At 44.0% G+C, this 19,736-nt stretch carries 16 protein-coding genes; 10 read left to right on the forward strand and 6 right to left on the reverse strand.

The window, feature by feature from the left end; genetic code table 11:
- Positions 1 to 113: 113 nt before the first annotated feature.
- Positions 114 to 1,580 (reverse strand): glycosyltransferase family 1 protein, encoded by a 1,467-nt coding sequence (locus tag NG798_RS07890; RefSeq protein ID WP_261221712.1) that lies wholly within the window; start codon positions 1,578 to 1,580, stop codon positions 114 to 116.
- A gap of 194 nt (positions 1,581 to 1,774) precedes the next feature.
- A complete protein-coding gene (locus NG798_RS07895) occupies positions 1,775 to 2,851 on the reverse strand; it encodes a glycosyltransferase family 4 protein (RefSeq protein WP_261221714.1) in 1,077 nt (358 codons plus the stop codon).
- Between the two features lie 756 nt (positions 2,852 to 3,607).
- Between NG798_RS07895 and NG798_RS07900 the strand changes: the two genes are divergently transcribed.
- The 3 genes from NG798_RS07900 (at position 3,608) to NG798_RS07910 (ending at position 5,440) form a co-directional block, all read left to right on the forward strand.
- Complete coding sequence (locus NG798_RS07900; protein WP_261221716.1) at positions 3,608 to 3,910, forward strand: hypothetical protein; 303 nt, start codon at positions 3,608 to 3,610, stop codon at positions 3,908 to 3,910.
- A 167-nt stretch (positions 3,911 to 4,077) separates the two neighbouring features.
- Positions 4,078 to 4,251 carry a hypothetical protein gene (locus tag NG798_RS07905; protein WP_261221718.1) on the forward strand — a complete coding sequence of 58 codons (174 nt, stop codon included), beginning with the start codon at positions 4,078 to 4,080 and terminating at the stop codon, positions 4,249 to 4,251.
- A 22-nt stretch (positions 4,252 to 4,273) separates the two neighbouring features.
- Positions 4,274 to 5,440 carry an acyltransferase family protein gene (locus tag NG798_RS07910; RefSeq protein WP_261221719.1) on the forward strand — a complete coding sequence of 389 codons (1,167 nt, stop codon included), beginning with the start codon at positions 4,274 to 4,276 and terminating at the stop codon, positions 5,438 to 5,440.
- Positions 5,441 to 5,527: 87 nt separating this feature from the next.
- Here the strand turns inward: NG798_RS07910 and NG798_RS07915 are convergent, their stop codons facing one another.
- From NG798_RS07915 to NG798_RS07925, 3 genes are all read right to left on the reverse strand, one after another.
- Positions 5,528 to 6,235: a PHP domain-containing protein gene (locus NG798_RS07915; protein WP_261221721.1), complete on the reverse strand. Its 708-nt coding sequence runs from the start codon at positions 6,233 to 6,235 to the stop codon at positions 5,528 to 5,530.
- 362 nt (positions 6,236 to 6,597) lie between these two features.
- Positions 6,598 to 7,860 carry a HetZ-related protein gene (locus NG798_RS07920; RefSeq protein ID WP_261221723.1) on the reverse strand — a complete coding sequence of 421 codons (1,263 nt, stop codon included), beginning with the start codon at positions 7,858 to 7,860 and terminating at the stop codon, positions 6,598 to 6,600.
- A gap of 554 nt (positions 7,861 to 8,414) precedes the next feature.
- Positions 8,415 to 9,077: an L-threonylcarbamoyladenylate synthase gene (locus tag NG798_RS07925; RefSeq protein ID WP_261221724.1), complete on the reverse strand. Its 663-nt coding sequence runs from the start codon at positions 9,075 to 9,077 to the stop codon at positions 8,415 to 8,417.
- A 430-nt stretch (positions 9,078 to 9,507) separates the two neighbouring features.
- On the opposite strand from NG798_RS07925, the gene NG798_RS07930 reads away from it, so the two are divergent.
- From NG798_RS07930 to NG798_RS07955, 6 genes are all read left to right on the forward strand, one after another.
- The gene (locus tag NG798_RS07930; RefSeq protein WP_261221725.1) at positions 9,508 to 9,738 is read left to right on the forward strand and encodes a hypothetical protein; all 231 of its coding nucleotides are present in this window, start codon (positions 9,508 to 9,510) and stop codon (positions 9,736 to 9,738) included.
- Between the two features lie 563 nt (positions 9,739 to 10,301).
- Complete coding sequence (locus tag NG798_RS07935) at positions 10,302 to 11,345, forward strand: 3-deoxy-7-phosphoheptulonate synthase (RefSeq protein ID WP_261221728.1); 1,044 nt, start codon at positions 10,302 to 10,304, stop codon at positions 11,343 to 11,345.
- Positions 11,346 to 11,585: 240 nt separating this feature from the next.
- On the forward strand, positions 11,586 to 12,692 hold the full coding sequence (locus NG798_RS07940) for a serine hydrolase (protein WP_261221730.1): 1,107 nt from the start codon (positions 11,586 to 11,588) through the stop codon (positions 12,690 to 12,692).
- Between the two features lie 242 nt (positions 12,693 to 12,934).
- Positions 12,935 to 13,381, forward strand: a complete 447-nt coding sequence (locus NG798_RS07945; protein ID WP_261221733.1) for an NADAR family protein — start codon at positions 12,935 to 12,937, stop codon at positions 13,379 to 13,381.
- Between the two features lie 118 nt (positions 13,382 to 13,499).
- Positions 13,500 to 14,549 (forward strand): dipeptide epimerase, encoded by a 1,050-nt coding sequence (locus NG798_RS07950; protein ID WP_261221734.1) that lies wholly within the window; start codon positions 13,500 to 13,502, stop codon positions 14,547 to 14,549.
- Positions 14,550 to 14,611: 62 nt separating this feature from the next.
- Complete coding sequence (locus NG798_RS07955; protein ID WP_261221735.1) at positions 14,612 to 15,649, forward strand: DUF1611 domain-containing protein; 1,038 nt, start codon at positions 14,612 to 14,614, stop codon at positions 15,647 to 15,649.
- Between the two features lie 61 nt (positions 15,650 to 15,710).
- Here NG798_RS07955 and NG798_RS07960 read toward each other — a convergent pair whose 3' ends face one another.
- On the reverse strand, positions 15,711 to 17,378 hold the full coding sequence (locus NG798_RS07960; RefSeq protein WP_261221737.1) for an alpha-amylase family glycosyl hydrolase: 1,668 nt from the start codon (positions 17,376 to 17,378) through the stop codon (positions 15,711 to 15,713).
- 379 nt (positions 17,379 to 17,757) lie between these two features.
- On the opposite strand from NG798_RS07960, the gene NG798_RS07965 reads away from it, so the two are divergent.
- Entirely contained in the window at positions 17,758 to 19,716 is a 1,959-nt protein-coding gene (locus NG798_RS07965) for an alpha-1,4-glucan--maltose-1-phosphate maltosyltransferase (RefSeq protein ID WP_261221739.1), read from the forward strand.
- Positions 19,717 to 19,736 lie beyond the last annotated feature (20 nt).

Consider the following 19,736-nt stretch of genomic DNA (forward strand, 5'->3'; position numbering starts at 1 on the left):
TGGTTTCTTAGAGAAACTGGGGTTTTCTACCCAAATCTTAGATTTGGCGATTTAGTTGTGATGAAAAACCTGGTTTGTGAATGTCACTCCCCAAACCCGAATTAAAAGAACAATCAAGAAACCTTCGTCAAACCAACATTAGCCGGTGCAACCGTAGCCACACGAGGGGAAGCAGAAACCGATGTTTCACGCGGACGAGGTAACAACAAAGACAAAAATTGTTCATCCATAATAGAACTGGCTAAAAGACGTCGGTATAAATCACTTAACTGGATAGCAACTCCCGCCCAGCTAAAATTTTGAGTTACCCGAACCGGCGCCAAACGTCGCAATTTTCGAGCCCATAATTCATCCATTAAAATGCGGTCAATTGCCGCCGTAAAACCGCTAACATCTTGAGGAGATACTAACAAACCGGTTTCTTCTGGAATTACCGTAAACTTCAAACCACCAACATTTGAAGCCACAACCGGCGTACCACAAGCCATTGCCTCAATAGCAACTAACCCAAAAGGTTCATAATGACTGGGAACCACACAAACATCAGCAGCCGCATAATAAAGGGGCAAAATATTGTGATCCAAACGCCCAGGAAAAATCGTTTGTGCGCTGAGTTTTAATTCTTCAACAAGTTTTTCAATGCGCTGGCGTTCGCGTCCATCTGCGCCTTCTTCATCACAACCGCCGGCAATAATTAAGCGGAATTTTCCTTCTTTTCTGGCTTCAGAAATTGCACAAGAACGTACTAAAGTTTCAATACCTTTGCGAGGGTCAAACCGGCCCACATAAAGCACAATTTGCTCATGGTGATCTAGCCCTAATTTTGTTCGCGCCTCCGCCTTTGGCAACACGCGGAAATTAGTAATATCTGTCCCGCAAGGAATCACCTCGACATGACCTTTTGCCGAAACTAAAGACCGCAAAACTTCTTCTTCTTGGGGGCTAGTTGCGACCACACAATGAGCTTTTTCTAAAATTTCTTGCTCAACTGCTAAACGAATTTCTGCACTGGCGGGCCGGTGGGAAACTGCTTGATATTTCACCGCACCCAAAGAGTGATAAGTATGAACTAACTGGATATTGCTTTTTTGTTTGAGTTGCAAACCCACCCAAGCCGACATCCAATAATTAGTATGAATTACGGGGTAACTTGTGCCTTCTTTAAGTTGGAACTTTTCAAAAGCCTCAACAAAAGCAGGCATATAATCAAACAACTCATCACGGGGAATAAACTTTTCTGGGCCGGCTTTTAAACGAATGGTTCGACAGTGAGGCGAATGTTGAACAATTGTCGGATCTTCTGGCTTTGTTTTGCGGGTAAACATATCAACTTGCCACCCCAATTTTGCCAAAGCTTCGCCAACTTGACGGACATAGACATTTTGGCCGCCGGCTTCTTCTTTACCAATTTCTGCCGCCGGATCGCCATGATCAGAAATTAAAGCGATTGGTTGCCGCCCCGGAATGGCCGGTCGTGCGGAAGCAAAAGGTGAAACTGAACGCTCACTTTTTGAAGGGGAAATTGGCGAAGAAATTTCCGTTTTCATTAGAGAAATCGGCTGTCCATCTTTCAAAGACATACCTGTACCCTCCTGCACCGAGTTGGATTAAATAAAAAGCCAGACGGGGGTTTTACGAGGGCTTCATACACCAGCCCTCACCCCGATATCACCTCTGCTTGATATTCAAATCGTTACAAAATGGTTGTTTACCAACCAGCCTGTAGGCAATTTTCAAGCGAGGAAATCGACAAAAAAGGTGGATTAAAATCCACCTAAACAGCACTTAAACTAGGCGTATGAAGATGACCATTTTTTGCAAAGCTTTGGCTGACAATTTGCCGGTAAACTGCTTCATATCCATCGGTCATCGCCTGGGCGCTAAATTTTTGCTGCACATAATCTCGACAAGCACGCCGGTTTAATTGCACAGCTTTATCAATGGCTGCAACGCACTCATCAACGCTATGGCATAAAAAGCCACTCAAATTATCTGCAATGACTTCCGAAGTAGACCCCAATTCCATCGCAATTACGGGGGTGCCGGTGGCCATTGATTCAATCATTACTAAACCAAAAGGTTCGCGCCAAGTAATCGGGAATAACGTTGCAACTGCATTCCCCATCAGCAGCGATTTTTGGGCGTGGTTGGCTTCACCGAGATATTCAATTTGTTTGCCGTCAATATGCGGCTTAATTTCGTTTTCAAAAAATTCTTGATCCACCGGATCTACTTTCCCAGCCATTTTTAAATGCCAGCCAGATTTCTTGGCAATTTCAATGGCTAAATGCGGCCCTTTTTCTGGAGAAAGTCGGCCTAAAAATGCTAAATATGGCGGATCTTGTGGCTTTTCATAAAATTGGTATGTGCTGATATCAACACCGTTATAAACTGTGGCAACGCAGTTTAACTTTAATCTCGGTTCCCTCTGAGCATTAGAAATGCTGACATAAGGTTGTTTGGCAGCGTGCCTAAACATTTTTTCGTTGTCGGGGGTAAAAATGCCGTGCAAAGTGTGAACTGTTGGAGTTTTGACTAAATTTGCAAACGGTAAAGCTGCACAACCCATGTGCGAGTGAATAATATCAAATTCACTTGCTTTTTCATAAACTCGGCTTAGTTGCAGCATTTCATAAATGCCGTATTCTTTTACCGAATTGTCTAGGCGAAGTGCTCGCGGGTGTACCGATTCTAATTTGGCGAGGCTAATTGAATCACCGCTTGCAAATAATGTTACTTCGTGACCCCGCCGTACTAATTCATCACAAAGTAATCCTACGACTAATTCTATACCTCCATAAGCTGGAGGGGGTACGCGCTCCCATAAAGGGGCAATTTGAGCAATCCGCATTATATACCTCCTGTTTGAGGTGAAGTAAATTTCACCCTCTTCTGTGCTGGTTAATTTTCTTTATCTGCTCTTGAACCTGCACAGGCTGTTACGTTTACACAAACTTTATATCTTTATGATTTGTTAAGCAATACGGTAAACCGAACTCAACAAAGTTCGGTTTTCAAAGTACACAGCACATCTGCTTAAAGATAGAAACCCCCTCAAACTTTAGACAGATTTTATGCTATTTTGAATTGTTTGTTTTGTTCGATAAAGATTGGGATCGCGTACTCAAAGGGATTTCGCTTTTTCCTTGATATCAGATTCAATCCTCGCTTCATAATCTTTTTTTCCAAAAATCTCAACAAATTTTGCTGATTACCCTGAGCGGATGCTTTTGATTTGTAATATTTTTTGCTTTTTCCCGCATAAAAGCCTAATTGTTAAGAATTGTTTAAATATTATTTAAAAAATTTTATAACTTTAGATATTTGGTAGGAATTACTATTTAAGTCTCAGGGTTGTTGACAACTATAGAGTTGTTGTTGTGGCCGGTTGCTAAGTGCTAGGGACAGGGGGCCGGTGCTTGCAAAAGCAATGAGTAATCTTACTTACAAACCTTTTAGGAGCCGGACTGTCTTCACAAAAATTTACTCTCAACCCCCTTACAAAGATTTCAGTAACTTTGGTAACATTTTTGTTATAAGTCAAGAGTTTTTAACAAGAAACCCTTTATTGAAAACATAGATAGCCAGCGAGTTGAAGGAGAATAACATGGTTGCCGTACAAATTTGGAACGACGAAGCCTTTGAAGACCAAGAAGCCATTACCTATCGTGCCGGTCAGAAAGTCGAACTCAAGAACCGACCGGGGAAGGTGTACACCATTGCCGAGTATGATGCGATGATGGTGCCGCCGGTGTGGCTAGAAGGCGACGCCAAACCCCGCTATCCCGAAGAATTAAACCTAGTTCAACAACGCCCCGTCAGCATGGGCTCAGTCAACCTCCCCAGTGGCTGCAAAATTCACTACATTGATTTTCAAGGTCACGTCAAAATTCTCAGCAAGACTTGTTAAAGTGGATTTCAACTCGGCAGGCTTTTCGGGCCATTGACTCCATTATTTTAGATCGTCGGCCAATCTCACAGCGCGTGTGGGTTGCCGGCGATTATTTTATTGGCCTGTAACTTGTGAGGTACGGAAGCTCTCACAACCAAGCCACAAAGCACTTTATCAAAAACTTAATGGCAAGAACCGACTGTTTTGGAGGAGATGTATATAAAATAGGGCGAAATTTTTACGAATTTGTGCAGAATTTCTGTTTGGGAAGAAAAGCTTACGAAGTTCTCCCCGAATTTATGCAACCAGACTTAGAAAGTATCCGACCTACAGAGGGCCGGTTTAAACTGGTTTATTAACAATGTGTTATTTTGTTTGTTTATGATTCATCTTGCTACAAAACCGGCCCGCCTCCTATCCCTTGATGTCTTTCGCGGTATCGCCATCACCGCCATGATCCTCGTCAATAACCCCGGAAGTTGGGATTATATATATCCCCCCCTCAAACACGCTAAATGGCATGGTTGCACCCCCACCGACCTTGTTTTTCCCTTCTTCCTCTTCATCGTCGGTGTCGCAATGCCATTATCCCTATCTAAATACACCCCAGAAAACCGGCCCACCAAAACCGTATATCAACGTATTATTCAGCGCTGTTTAATATTATTTGCTCTTGGTTTATTCCTTGCCATTCTTTCCCTCACCCTTGATGCCATCTTTAACAGCAAACCTTTTGATATTTCTACTCTCCGCATCATGGGAGTTTTACAACGAATTGCCCTTTGTTACCTTTTTGCTAGTTTGATCGTTCTCAACTTCTCGCCAAAACAACAATTTTTAACCAGCGCTATTATCCTAATAGGATATTGGTTAGCACTGCAATTTATCCCCGTCCCTGGCTATGGCACCGGCAACCTATCACCCAACGGAGAAGGCACCCTCATCGCCTACATAGACCGGCTCATTCTCACCCCTAAACATCTCCTTAAACCCAATCCAGGTTTCGATCCAGAAGGACTCCTCAGCACCCTTGCTGCTATCGTAAACGTATTAATTGGATACTTCACCGGCACCTATCTTAAACAAAACCCCAAACCCCAAAATCAAACCTGTATCCTCTTAATTATCACCGGCCTTTCTTGCCTCATTATCGGGCATTTGTGGAGTTATCTTTTCCCCCTCAACAAACAACTTTGGACAAGTTCATATACTCTTTATACAAGCGGATGGGCCTTATTATTACTTGCCGCACTTTACTACATCATCGACATTCGCAACGTGCGAAAATGGGCAAAATTCTTTGAAATCATGGGATTAAACGCCATTTTTCTCTTTGTCGGTTCTGGAATTGTTGCCCGTTTTCTGATTAAAACTCACATTGGGGCCGGAGACAAACCCCCCACAACTTATACTTTTATCTATGAAAACTTGTTTCGAGCCTGGGCCGGCCCCCTCAATGGTTCTCTAGCATTTGCAATTTGTACAGTAGTTTTTTGGTGGGGAATTTTATATTTTATGTACAAACGTAAATGGTTTTTCAAAATTTAATCTCAGCCAGATAACACTTATATAAAAAATAAAATTGCACCCCTAACAGCAACGGAGGTGTAAAAACCCTCCCCCTCCGCCCTTGCCTTATAAACGCTGTAAGATGCTTTTACCGTGAGTATCGGTACCACAAGTATTCAATAAACCGTACTCAGCACCAAGCTTGCACACCAAATCAGTTTGCCGCTCTGAAGGACGCCAAGGAGAAGGATTATTGTAAGCATAAAAAGCCTCAACCCCATCAATTCCCAACTGACGCGCCGCTGGAATTAAGTTTTCAACAGGAAGACGATACCGCTGCGGGTGAGCCAAAACCGCCAACCCACCGGCCCAGTGAATAGCCTCAATCACAGAACCGGCCAGATAATCCTTACCGTTAGTCGCTTTCCCTTGTAAATAAGGCTTCATCGAAGAACTTTCGGGATTAAAAGCATAACCGAGAATATGCACCTCACATCCGAGTAAATCCGCATTGATTTCCACCCCCGTCCAGAGATGAGGTAACGAAACATCAGAAGAGGATTCCTGCCGGTCAGAAAGCCAACTTTGAGCAACTTCATAACCACCGATACTGTGATGATCAGTAATTGCCAATCCTTGCAAGCCAAACTCAATAGCCTGCTCGATCAATTCTTCTGGCGTTAACTGACCGTCGGAATAAATCGTGTGCAGGTGAAAATTATACTGATGGGGACAAGAAGCAGCACCAATGCTTTGAAAGACTTGCTTGAGTGCCGGCATATCTTGTGCTGGTGGCTTAACCGAGAAACGAGCCAAAGCAAGATTAACCGCCATAACTGCCACAAAAAAAGTGAGTTCTTGTCTACTATATCTGAATTTTTGTAAAGAGTGCGACGTCAGGGGATTAAAGATTTTAAATTTTAGATGTAAGATTTTAAAAGCCTATTAAGCACAAGGCTTTGAAGATATCGCATAGCAGAGTAGTGATAAAATTGAGCCTCATCACTTGATGCTTGCCGACAGAGCAGAACCTTAAAAAACAGCGACCTGGTATAATTAACTAAACAAAAAGTTGGGGAAATAAGCATAAATAACTACCCCAAAAAGTCAACAGCGAACTTTTTAACAGGCATCAAAAGCTGGTGGCCGGTGAGGGAGAAAAACACCCCCTCAAACCGTTAACACAGCGTAGCTCATTATTGCTCCCCTCCATTACGAGTTTCCCAAGCTTGGTTTAAAAGCTGAGTCCAGCGTTTTTGCAATTGTTTTGCAGTACACTTGAGTGTTTTGGAAATTTCAGCATCGTTCAAACCACTGCGCTTAAGTTCCATAAGCTGCCGGTCTTCAGGGGAAAGCTTGCTGATAAAAGCTTGCCATTGTTGAGGAGCCATGCCCAAATTTTGATCAAGATCCGCACCTAACCACTGGTGTACCAACTTCCAGTTATGTGAGCGAGCAAACTTTTCGACATGATATTTAAAGCGCTGTTGCAGGTAATCACGTTGGCGGGCAGTCAGACCCAAAATTTCATCAATTTCTTGGGCCGCTAAATCTTGCAACTTCAAAACCAAATAATCAACGCAATCTTTTTGACCTTGAGCTTCGAGATATTCCACCAACTCCGCCACCACGCGGTCGCGCAACACAGCCTCAGCCGGGTCAACCGTATCGGCCACCATTTGTTCCCGCACTTGCTGGGCCGCATGAGAACGGTTTTGCGATTCAGCTTCCTCACCTTTGGGAAACTCCACCGCTTGCTCAATGTCAAGGACGGTTTCTTCTGGTTGGTTGTTAGCAAAACCTTGAGCGCGTAAAACAATCAACTGCTGAGCACCACGTCCCAAACTAATGCGGCGTTTGGCAAACTGTTCGGTAAAAGCCATATATTCGGCTAATTCAAGCTGGGTGCGGGGTTGATAGTTTTCTGGCAGTTGGTTTTCGCGGCGGAAGGCTCGCAGAGATTCAATGTAGAAACCTTGGAGGAAGTCTTCAATCAGGTTATACCGGCCTTGAAAACCGAGACGTGAACGCAAAGGAGCAACGTGGCGGTAAACCATTGAACTGAGGTTGCTGTGCAATTCAACGCGGCCTTGTTTCGAGCCTTTTTGGTAGTAATGCAAGCATTTTTGGACGCGATGACGAGCTAAAACTTGCTGCCAAGAGCGAACTTCACCAGAGTTTTGAATGCGGGGGCTTTTTGAGCAAATGCGCTCAATTTCTCTCGCCAAGCGCAGGGCAACCTCTGGGACACTGCGAGAGCTAGAGGAAATTTTATCGTGGAGTTCTTTGATGATTAAATTAGTAAGAGAAACTGTGTCAAAACCTGGCAGGTTATCGGTTACGGCTGTTGACTGCTCGGAATTGTCACGCTCGATATTGTTATCTGAATTTTCTGCATCCGGGTTGATGCTTACGTTGTTGGAAGTTTGATAAAAAGAGTTAGTGAGTGGGGAGTTCATAGTTAAACCTCTGGTGACGCACGCGGTGGGTTGTTTAGATAAAAAGTCAGAAACCGAAGCTGAATTTTTCAGTGTTGTTTCGTTTCAACTTTCTATACTCTGAATGTATGCGACTCCAAAGGTTGATAGGGGTGCTGGTGTGTGACTACTCAAAGCGGTATTGAATGAGTTTTTGCCAAGCTTGCCAGTTACAAAAGTAACTCTAAAAAACCGATCTGGTGAGCCTCTGTTTATGAGAGAGACTTTTTTTTAGTCAAATGGTTGCTGTGTAAGAATTGTTGGCTTGTCTGGCTGCGTGAGGAAAGCGATTTTTTGGCAGGGTTTTTAGAGTGGTGCCGATAGACAGTTTTGTAAGTGTCTTTTGAAGAGATTGGTTTGTCTGGGTAAAAATCAACCGACTGCCTAAGTGGCACAGTCTCTAGGGAACTAACTTAACTCAGCGGTAATTGAGGGGGGTGTAAAAAAACCTGATCACACAAAAGTTCAGGGATGCTGGATTGGCATCAGGATAGAAAACGAGGGGGGAGTAGCCCCCCAATCTCCAATCGCCAATTTTATTCGACCGGCACAGCACCCCAGGCTGCCGCTTCTTGCCATCCTAAACCTTGGCGGAGGATGACCGGTTCGCTGCCGGTGAGGTCTAAAATTGTGGAAACTTGATAGCCTGGTTCTTCGCCGCTGTCTATAATGATGTCCACTAAGTTGTCTAGGGCGTCAAAGAGTTCGGCGCGTCCGACTTGGGTTGTGATCATCGGCTGGCTGACGTCATCGTTAAAAAGGTGGGCGGAGGTAGAGATAATGGGGTTTTCGAGGGCGTTGAGGAGGGCTAAATTGACTGGGTGATCGGGAACGCGAATGCCGGTGGTTTTGCGTTTGGGGTTCATTACGACTTTGGGGACTAATTTTGTGGCCGGTAAGAGAAAGGTGTAGGTACCAGGCACTAAATGCCGCATGATTCGGTAGGCTTCATCGGTTACTACTGCATAATGAGCGACGTTGGAAAGTGAGGGACATAGAAAGGTTAAGGGTTTTTCGTTGGACATCTGCTTGATTTGCCGGACTCGTTCGATGGCGGATTTGGCGTTGAGATCGCAACCAATTGCATACACCGTATCGGTGGGGTAAAGCATGACAGCGCCGTTTTGCAGGGCGTTTTTGATTTCTTCGATGCGGCGCGATTGCGGGTTTTTTGGGTGAATTTCGTATATTGTTGCCATTGTTGAATTCTCAAGATTTGGTAAGAATTATCGAGCAACAGCAGCAGAAGAGCTACCTTAAAGAGGCTGTTGAGCGACTCAGAGTTTGTAAGGGTTTTTTGGGAGAATTGTTTTCTGTGCTACAATTGTACGGAAAAATGAGGCTCTGGTTTTTGCCGCCAATGCTGGAGACCCTTACAATCGTTAACGTTTGTGTACGGTTTACTCAGAATTTGGTCAAGTTGTGAGGCGATTTATTAACCTTTTTCTAAGAGTTGTTTCAAGTTGTGTTTTTTGGAGTTGGTTTTTTCTAAATTCAGGTATCGTAGTAGGAGCAGCCAAATAATTAAGGAAATCTTAAGATATGGGATGCCGGTCTGAGGGCCATTGGCCGTAAAGACTGATTTACCTACCATCACTCTCGATGGATTCACGCTTACGCGGAGGTTGTATGACTCCCTCAATGCTTCGCCAACTTTGGACGGTTGTTGAAAAAACTCAAGCAAATTTTCTGTTAACTTTGGATGATGCTAGTTTGGAGCAGTGGTTGCTCAAGCAGTTTAATCAGGAGCAGTCTCTTAATAGGGACGAGACGAATGTGCTCAATGGTTATATCCGCTCTAAGCTTTCTTTGATTCGCGATTTGGCGCAAGAGCGCCAGTTAACTGAACTGTTTGGGTAGGCCGGCGGAGAAACGGCACTTTCATCAAATAACCCTGACTCTTGGCTCCTGGTGCCGGCATCCAGCCACAATGATATCTAATGAAAATTGGGGCTGGCTAAGTTTTATGCCGGCTGAATTTTGCTGTCAAGAAGAGTTGCTCTGGCCTTATGTTTGTTGGGCCGGTGGCTGTATTTTGCTTGACTTTTGGAGGTGAGGGGAATTTTTGAGGTTGGTATGGTTTTTTGTCTTTGCCTCTAATTATACCAGGTTTGGTATTGGTTTGGGGATGTTGGGTTGGATAGATTCTTTGTTTTTTTGAGGGGCTGTTTTAGTGATTGGTTGGCTGCAAATGCTGAGAGTGAGATCAAAATTTCCTGAAGCTTAATCTCATAAATTGCATCGGCATCAAGTGATGGCTGCATATTTGGGAGGCAAATGTCAAGAACTCAAATATTTTTTTAATTATACCCCCCTAGATGGGTCTGTCCTCAAGGGTCTATCATAGGGAAGAGGGATTTGCATCCCAAAAAAAAACAATGTTCAAGTGTTTACACGAAAAGCTGATCAGGAGGTCTGCCTCAATGCCGAATAAAATTTTAGACACAAATATAGAAACAGCGCAGATTTTGATAAGTCCGCTTGAAATAAAATCAAAACTGCCTTTGACGGTGGCGAATAGCAATACTGTGGCGAAGTACCGCAAAGAAATACAAGATATTTTAGAAGCAAAAGATAATCGTAAATTTATCGTGGTTGGCCCTTGTTCGATCCATGATATCAAAGCTGGTGAAGAATATGCCCATCGCCTCAAAAGTTTATCGGAAAAAGTCAAAGATAAGTTTTTGTTGATTATGCGTGTTTATTTTGAGAAACCTAGAACTACGGTGGGGTGGAAAGGGTTAATTAATGACCCAGATATGGATGATTCTTTTCAGATTGAGAAGGGGTTGGAATTGGCGCGAAGTTTTTTGTTAAAAATCACGGATTTAGATTTACCAACGGCGACAGAAGCGCTTGATCCAATTGTGCCTCAATATATTGGGGAATTGATTAGCTGGACTGCGATAGGGGCGCGGACTACGGAATCGCAAACTCACCGGGAAATGGCTAGTGGTCTTTCGATGCCGGTGGGTTTTAAAAATAGTACGGATGGCAGTATTGAGGTGGCGCTAAATGCGATGCAAGCAGCGCGTACTCCTCACAGTTTTTTGGGGATTAATGCGCGGGGTTTGGTGTGTGTTTTTAAGACGAAGGGAAATCCCTATGCTCATATTATTTTACGGGGGGGAAACACCGGCCCGAACTATGGCACGCAGCACGTTACGGCGGTGGCGGAAAAGTTAAAGGCGGCGAATTTGCCGACGAATATTGTGATTGATTGCAGTCATGGCAATTCGAGTAAAGACCACCGCAAACAAGGGGTGGTTTTTAATAGTGTGATTGACCAAATGATTGAGGGAAATAAATTGCTGGTGGGGATGATGATTGAGTCTAATTTATATGAGGGCGGTCAATCAATCCCTTGTGATTTGGCACAGTTGAAGTATGGGGTTTCTGTGACGGATAAGTGTATTGGTTGGGAGGAAACTGAGGAGTTGATTTTGTCGGCTCATGCTAGACTTTAAGGTTGGTGTTTAAGTTGCCCCCTCTTTTTTTAGAGGGGGGCTAAGTAGGCGTAGGTGATGAGATTTTAAGGTTGGGTGTTCAAGGCGAGGTCACTGAGGTTTCACAGCTTGGTACAAGAGGGTATTTAGGGTTTTTTGGTTTTGTAGGAGGGTTGGTAGGATTTGCTGTTTCTGATTTGTCACGATATGCTGCAAAATGTTTGAAGTATGCAAAGGTACAGGTTTTTAGGATAAGTAAGGATGTCTGTCAAGTTTTCGCGTCGTCGGTTTCTTCAGTATGGTGGTTCGGCGTTTTTGGGTTTTGCTTCGACTGCGGGATCTAAGGCTTGCGCTCAGTTGAAACCGGAGGTTTCTGGGGATAAAATTGTTGCGAATTTGGAACGTTATATACCTGAGCTTATGCAGCAAGCAAGGGTGCCGGGGGCGGCGGTTGCGGTTGTTAGGGAGGGGCGTGTTTTGTGGGCGGGTGGCTTTGGGGTGAAAAGTGTCCAAACGGGGGAACGAGTAACAGAAAATACGGTGTTTGCTGCGGCTTCTTTGAGTAAGCCGGTGTTTGCTTATGCGGCGCTGAAAATGTGCGAACGGGGGCAGTTGAGTCTTGATTTGCCTTTAACTAATTATACTGCAAAACCTTATATTTCTGATGAGAGGATTCAACAGGTTACTACTCGAATGGTGCTTGCTCATACGGCGGGTTTTCCTAATTGGAGTGGGGATGAGCCGGTGTGGTTTGATTTTAATCCGGGGGCGAAATTTGGTTATTCGAGTGAGGGTTTTATTTATTTGCAAAGTGTGGTGGAACGATTGACAAAAGAGAATTTTAATGATTATATGATTCGCAATTTTTTTGCACCGTTGGGGATGGTAAATAGTAGTTATGTTTGGAGGCCGGCTTTTGAGTCTATGGCGGCAAATGGGCATGATCGGGGGGGTAAGGTTTATCCTTTAAACCGGCCAAAAGAGGCTGTTTCAGCGGGCAGTTTGCGAACGAATGTTACGGATTATGCTAAGTTTTTAATGGCGATGATGGAACCGGGGGTTTATGATAACCCGTTTCGTCTGAATGAGGATAGTTTGGCGCAAATGGTTCGGCAAAATAGTGCGATTAATTCTAATTTGGGTTGGGGGTTGGGTTGGGGTGTTGAAAAGACTCGCAATGGTGATTTTTTTTGGCATTGGGGGGATAGCGGAATTTATAAAAGTTTTGCTTTGGGTTCGCGGATGTTTCAAACCGGCGCTGTGATTTTAACGAATAGCGAAAATGGTTTAAAAATTTGCGATAATATTGTTAAGATGGCTTTGGGTGGAGAACATCCGGCTTTTGATTTTGAGATGATTGAGTATTAAATTTTGGCAAACATTAATTGCTTATTTGCTATAGGCTGCGTCGATTTGCGGTTGATTAAATAAACCGCTGATCAACCCAGCCTATAACAGATGATAGAAGAAAATTATGGCAGAGAAAGGGAGATTTAAAATTAGGCCGGTGAAGGTAGTTGTTATGATGAGGTTTCAATATATATTGATTTCCCAATCAAATTGTTATTATAGTGGTATAGTCTCTGCTCTGGCAATTGAGGATTTTTTGCATGACAATTTACTTTTACACTACCGGCGATAAATACGGCTGCTTTTCCAACTTTTCCGCGCATGGTTTTGAACTAGACGGAGTTTACTGGCCAACCTCCGAACATTACTTTCAAGCTCAAAAATTTGCCGGCACTCCCCATGCAGAGCAAATTGCAACAGCAAAAACCCCAAAAGATGCAGCAAAAATGGGGAGAGATCGCAAACGTCCCCTGCGTTCCGACTGGGAAAAAGTTAAAGATGATATCATGCGAAAAGCCGTACTCAAAAAATTTCAAACTCACCCAGAAATCCGCCAAATTTTATTAGAAACCGGCACTGAAGACATCATCGAAAACTCCCCCATAGATTATTATTGGGGATGCGGAAAAGACGGCACCGGCAAAAATATGCTCGGCAAAATCCTAGTAGAAACCCGCGAACTTCTCCGCAATTACCCTACCGAATAAACCCATTTTTTTTATCTGCGTTTATCTGCGTTTATCTGCGGTTAAAAAATGACCCAAAAATCACCATAAAAAATACACCGGCCTAACAGTAAACTAAAAATAGTAAAAAAACGACACCATGAAAATAGAAATCCAACCCTTCACAGTCCATAAACGCTTTGCCCTCACCATCAGTCGGGGAACCACAGCCCAAACAACGAATATTTGGGTAAAAATAGAACATGAAGGCATAGAAGGATGGGGAGAAGCCTCGCCATTTTCCACCGGCATTGAACCGCAAACAACAGAAATTCTCCTCAAAGCCTTACAAACTATTTCGCAAATTTCCGAAACCTTTAATCCCCACAACCGGCAACAAATAGAACGAGTATTAAACGAACTAAAAACCCCCTCCGCAGCCCGCGCCGCCATTGACACAGCCCTGCATGATTGGATAGGAAAAAAAGCCCAAATGCCCCTCTGGAAAATGTGGGGTTTAAATTCAACTTATATCCCCCCCACATCAGTAACCATTGGCATCAACACCCCCGAAAAAGTAAAAGAAAGAGTCCGAGACTGGCTAAATTTAACCCAAGCCAAAATATTAAAAGTAAAACTGGGAAGCCCCGATGGAATAGAAGCAGACAAAGCAATCATTTTAGCAGTCAAAGAACAAGCCCCCACCACAACCCAAATTACCATAGATGCCAACGGCGGATGGAACCTAGAAAACGCCATCAAAATGAGTGAATGGCTGGCAGAACAGCAAATAAAATATGTAGAACAACCGCTACCTCGCGGCCAAGAAAACGACCTACCCGCCCTCAAAAAACGCTCACCCCTGCCAATTTTTGTAGACGAAAGTTGCTTTACAAGTCGAGACATTCCCCCCTTGGCAAACTGCGTCGATGGTATTAACATAAAACTAATGAAAGCCGGTGGATTAACCGAAGCTCTGCGAATGATTCACACCGCCAAAGCCTGCGGATTACAAATCATGTTTGGGTGCTATTCTGACAGTACATTAGCCAACACAGCCATGTCCCACCTAGCACCCCTAGCCGATTATTTAGACCTAGACAGCCACCTAAACCTCACCGACGATTTCTTCACCGGCGCCACCCTCCAAAAAGGCTGTTTAACCCCCAACGAAAACCCAGGAATAGGCGTCACAAAAACCCACCCATAACCACAATTTCATTCATCAGTCTTCATCTGCGTTTATCTGCGTTTATCTGCGGTTAAAAAATCATGCTAACCCCCCAACATCGCCTCGCCATCCTATTACATGAAGGCATAAAAGGAACATCAGGAAAAACCGGCCTAGCCCTTCTCCGTTTCAGCCAAGCCGAAATCGTCGCCGTCATCGATAAACAAAGTGCTGGAGAATCCCTCACAAAACTAACCGGCATCCCACGCAATATTCCCATTGTTGCCTCACTTCAAGAAGCCCTCACATATAACCCCAACGTCCTCGCCATTGGCATCGCCCCTTCCGGCGGAGCCCTGCCCCCCGAATGGATAGCCGAAGTTAAACAAGCCATCAAAGCAGGCATATCCATCGCAAACGGACTGCACACCAAAGTCGCGCCCGAAGCCGAAACAGACTTGCAACCGGGACAATGGATTTGGGATATGCGCCAAGAACCGCCAGGGTTAAGCATTGGCGCTGCCAGAGCCAGAACACTGAATTGCCGGCGCGTCCTCACCGTCGGTACAGATATGAGCGTTGGCAAAATGTCTACAAGCATTGAACTTAATGGCGCCTCCCACCGGCGCGGCTTGCAATCCAAATTTCTCGCCACCGGCCAAGCTGGCTTAATGATTGCCGGCGATGGAATTGCCCTTGATGCCGTCCGCGTAGACTTTGCAGCCGGTGCCGTCGAGCAAATGGTGATGCGCTATGGCAGCGACTTTGATATTTTGTATATAGAAGGCCAAGGCTCACTTTTACACCCTGGCTCAACGGCGACTTTACCTTTATTGCGGGGGTCACAAGCGACTCACTTAGTATTAGTTCACCGCGCCGGTCAACTTCACGTCAAAAATAATCCTCACGTTTTGATACCCCCCTTGTCGGCAGTTATCCAACTCTACGAAGCAGTGGCCGGTGCAGCCGGTGCCTTAGAACCTGCCCGCGTTGTCGCCGTCGCCCTCAACACCCATCACCTCGACGAGCAAGCAGCCACCGCCTCTATCGCCCAAACTCAACAAGAAACCGGCCTTCCCTGCATTGATCCTGTACGGTTTGGGGCTGATGTAATTTTAGATGCAATTGTGAAGGAGTAATCGTTTTTTTCACTTCGTAACCAGGGTGAGGCTGGTTACGAAAAAACAGTTAAGAAAAAGATTATTTCCAGAGAAAAACCTTAGCAGTAAATTCCGGCAAATCAATCATCAACTGGTTATTTTCCACCGTCACATCATAATTATCTTTCCACTCATGCCAAGTGCCATTTTCAGGGAAATTTGGAACCATATAACCGGCCAAATAATCGCCCGAAAAATTAACAACAACCACCACCCGTGACCCCTCATTGTTCCAGCGAACATAAGCCAAAACATGACTATCTGTATTTTCGTGAAAAAAGTCAATATCAGACATCAAAAGAGCATGGTAATTCTCTTTTCGCATCGCAATTAAGCCTTTGTAAAAATTAAACAAATTGCGATTGCTGTCATTGTTTAACAAAGCCCAATGCAAAGCATTCTTTTCATTGGGTTTTCGGCGCGTATATTCGGCAAATTCTTGCCCCATCCAAATCATCGGAACGCCGGGGGCTGTCATCAAAATAGTTGCCGCTAATTCAATGCGTTGAAAAGCAGGTTCATCAAAAATGCCGCAATTTCCAAAATCTCGAATTAAGCGGTTTTGGTCGTGATTGCTGAGATAATTAATCACCTTTGAAACACCGACAGGATAGTCTTGCCGGCGCGGATCTAAAACCTGCTCAAGGTTCTCTAAATCAAACGTATTTGTACAAAGTTCTGAGACAATAAAATGATGGAAGCTGTCATGCCAACAGGCATCCATCGGCCCGTTAGGTGCAACAATTTCCGGTTTTTCGGGGACGTGCTCACCAATATTATAAAAAGGTTTGTCACCGGCAGCTTTTTTTGCCTCGCTGGTAAGCCATTCAAGAAACGGAAAATTATCTAATTGTTTGAGGGCATCATAGCGAATGCCATCAATGTGATATTCTTGAATCCAATAACGAACCACATCCCCCATAAACTCTTTCGCCGGAGAGATGCCGAGATTTTCATCATAATGATCGTAATTAAATTCTGGCCCCCAATAATACTGATCTCCAGGGTGATGCCGGTCATGGTAAAACCAGTAATCTCGGTTAATTTGAAACAGCGGATTATCTTCCGAACAATGATTATAAAGTTGGTCTAAAATCACCCGAATTCCTCGGCCATGACACTCATCAATCAGGCGTTTTAAATCTTCGGTAGAACCGTAACGGGGATTGAGTGCAAAAAATAAACTCGGCGTATAACCCCAGGAGTAATCATCCCCCGGACATTCACCCACCGGCATCAATTGAATGGCGTTAATTCCCAAATCAGATAAATAATCTAACTTATCAATCACATCTTGATAAGTTCCCTTCTTACCTTCATCTCCCTCACCTCCAGAAAAATCTTCAACGTGCATTTCATAAATTATTAATTCGCTATCGCTGGGTAGGTGTTTATCATCATGTCGCCAGACATAGGTATCAATAATTCTTTCCCCATCTTTGATGCGAACAATTCCATTTTTTGATTGCGCGTCAATTTTAGTTACATAGGGATCGTTAATCTCCACCCATTCATCAGGAGGTAGTGACCAACTTTGAGACTGGATGCGAAATTTATATTGATAAACGCCATCTTTCAAATCAACAACGCTGCGGAAATAACCCTTATCGTCTTTTTGCATAGCAATTTCTTGCCAATCACAAAAAGAACCAATCAGTTTAGCTTGATTGTTATAGGGAGCAAATAACTTAAATTCAATCTTAGCCATAAAAATTTATACTCCTTTGATCTTTATGCTATTAGTTTATCTCTTGCGAACGGGCCGGTGCATCCCACTAATGGCACAGCTTGCTGTGGGAATTTTCTGTTACTCTGGATACAGAAAACTACATATTTTATTAATGGGTGAGTCTGATTGCTTGCAGTTAGAAACTCAACCATTCATCTTACCTCTGACAGATGTTCGCCCGGGCGATTTCCGATAGCTTATTAATAAGAATAAAAACCCATTGCCCCGATTGAACTGCGCGTTTAGTGACAGTTCAAAAACATTCAACAGTCCGATATATTTAACGCCCCTTTAAGCGAGGGCGCGAAATGCCTATGGCGACTGTTGCCTGAAGACGCAAGCAAAGGAACCATTACAAATGTTGGTAGCAGAAGGTAGGAAAAGAGTACAAATAGAGGGAATTTCGCCAGAAATTGATGGCGGAAAATTTCCCATCAAACGAACAACCGGCGAATCTCTTCGCGTTGAAGTCGATATGTTTTGCGACGGACACGACGAAATTTCCGGTGTAATTTTATACCGAAAGGAAGACTCGCCCGCCTGGTTAGAAGCGCCGCTTTTTTACCTTGTTAATGACCGCTGGTATGGCAACTTTACCGTCACAGAAATCGGGCGTTATGTCTATACCATCACCGCCTGGGTCGATCATTTTTTAACCTGGCGCAAAGCAATGGGTAAAAAAGTCCAAGCGGGCCAAGATGTTTCGGTTGATTTATTAATTGGGGCGCAATTGGTGGAAGCAGCAAGTCAGCGAGCCACCGGCAACGATCAATCCCAACTGCAAAGCTGGGCAGAAACGTTGCGTTTAATCCAAAAAGAAGACCCTTATAACATCGAGCAAAAAGTTTTTTCCGAGCATATTGCCGGTTTAATGAAAAAATATCCAGACCGGAGTTTTGCCACAACCTACGAAAAAGAACTTCCCATCGTTGTAGACCGAGAAAAAGCACGATTTAGCGCTTGGTATGAAATGTTTCCGCGCTCGTGCGGCCAACCTGAAAAACACGGCAATTTTAAAGATGCGATTGCTCGATTACCCTACATTGCAGAATTGGGTTTTGATGTGCTTTATTTGCCTCCAATTCATCCAATTGGATATCAATTTCGCAAAGGCAAAAACAACTCGACGACTGCGGAACCGGCAGATGTAGGAGTGCCTTGGGGCATTGGTTCGGCGGACGGAGGCCACAAAGCAATTCATCCCGACTTAGGCACAATAGCTGACTTTAAAGAATTTGTCAAAAAAGTCGCTGAGTATAACATTGAAATTGCCCTTGATTTAGCCTATCAATGCTCGCCCGATCACCCCTATGTCAAAGAGCATCCGCAGTGGTTTAAATCCCGGCCTGATGGCACAATTCAATATGCCGAAAACCCACCAAAAAAATATCAAGATATCTACCCGATAGACTTTGAAACCGAAGATTGGGAGAATCTTTGGCAAGAGTTAAAAAGCGTGGTGGATTTTTGGATTGAGCAAGGCGTTAAAATTTTTCGCGTAGATAATCCCCATACCAAATCATTTTACTTTTGGGAATGGATGATTGGTGAAGTAAAGAAAAAACATCCCGAAGTGCTGTTTTTAGCAGAAGCATTTACCCGGCCAAAAATGATGTATCGGTTGGGAAAAATGGGGTTTAGCCAGTCTTATACCTATTTCACTTGGCGAAATGCGAAATGGGAATTAAGCCAATATTTTACCGAACTCACAACCCCGCCGGCCAGCGATATTTTCCGCCCCAATGTATGGCCAAATACCCCCGATATTTTGCATGAATATTTGCAGCATGGGGGACGACCGGCATTTATGATTCGCTATGTGTTGGCGGCGACACTAGCGGCGACTTATGGCATTTATGGGCCGGCCTTTGAAGTGTGCGAAAACCGGCCCGTGCGACCCGGAAGCGAAGAATATCTCGACTCGGAAAAATATCAGATTCGCCATTGGGATTTAAACAGTCCTTACAGCATCAAAAATATGATTTCACGGGTCAATGGAATTCGTCGCACCCATCGAGCCTTGCAAAGTAATCAAAGCTTGAAATTTCAAGAAATCAATAACGAGCAAATCATCTGTTATACCAAACAAACAGAAGACTTGAGCGATATTATTTTAGTAGTGGTAAATCTCGATCCTTTTAACACACAATCAGGGTGGATGTATTTACCCTTGCAAACGTTTGGCATTGATGCAAGTCAGGCTTATGAATTGCACGACTTACTCAATGATGAACATTACACCTGGCGGGGTGAATATAATTATCTCGAACTCAATCCCTATCAGAAGCCGGCTCATATTTTCTGGCTTCGGCAGTAATTTCTTCGTTCCCTTGTTAC

Origin of the sequence: Ancylothrix sp. D3o, assembly GCF_025370775.1 — a bacterium.
Lineage (GTDB): Bacteria > Cyanobacteriota > Cyanobacteriia > Cyanobacteriales > Oscillatoriaceae > Ancylothrix.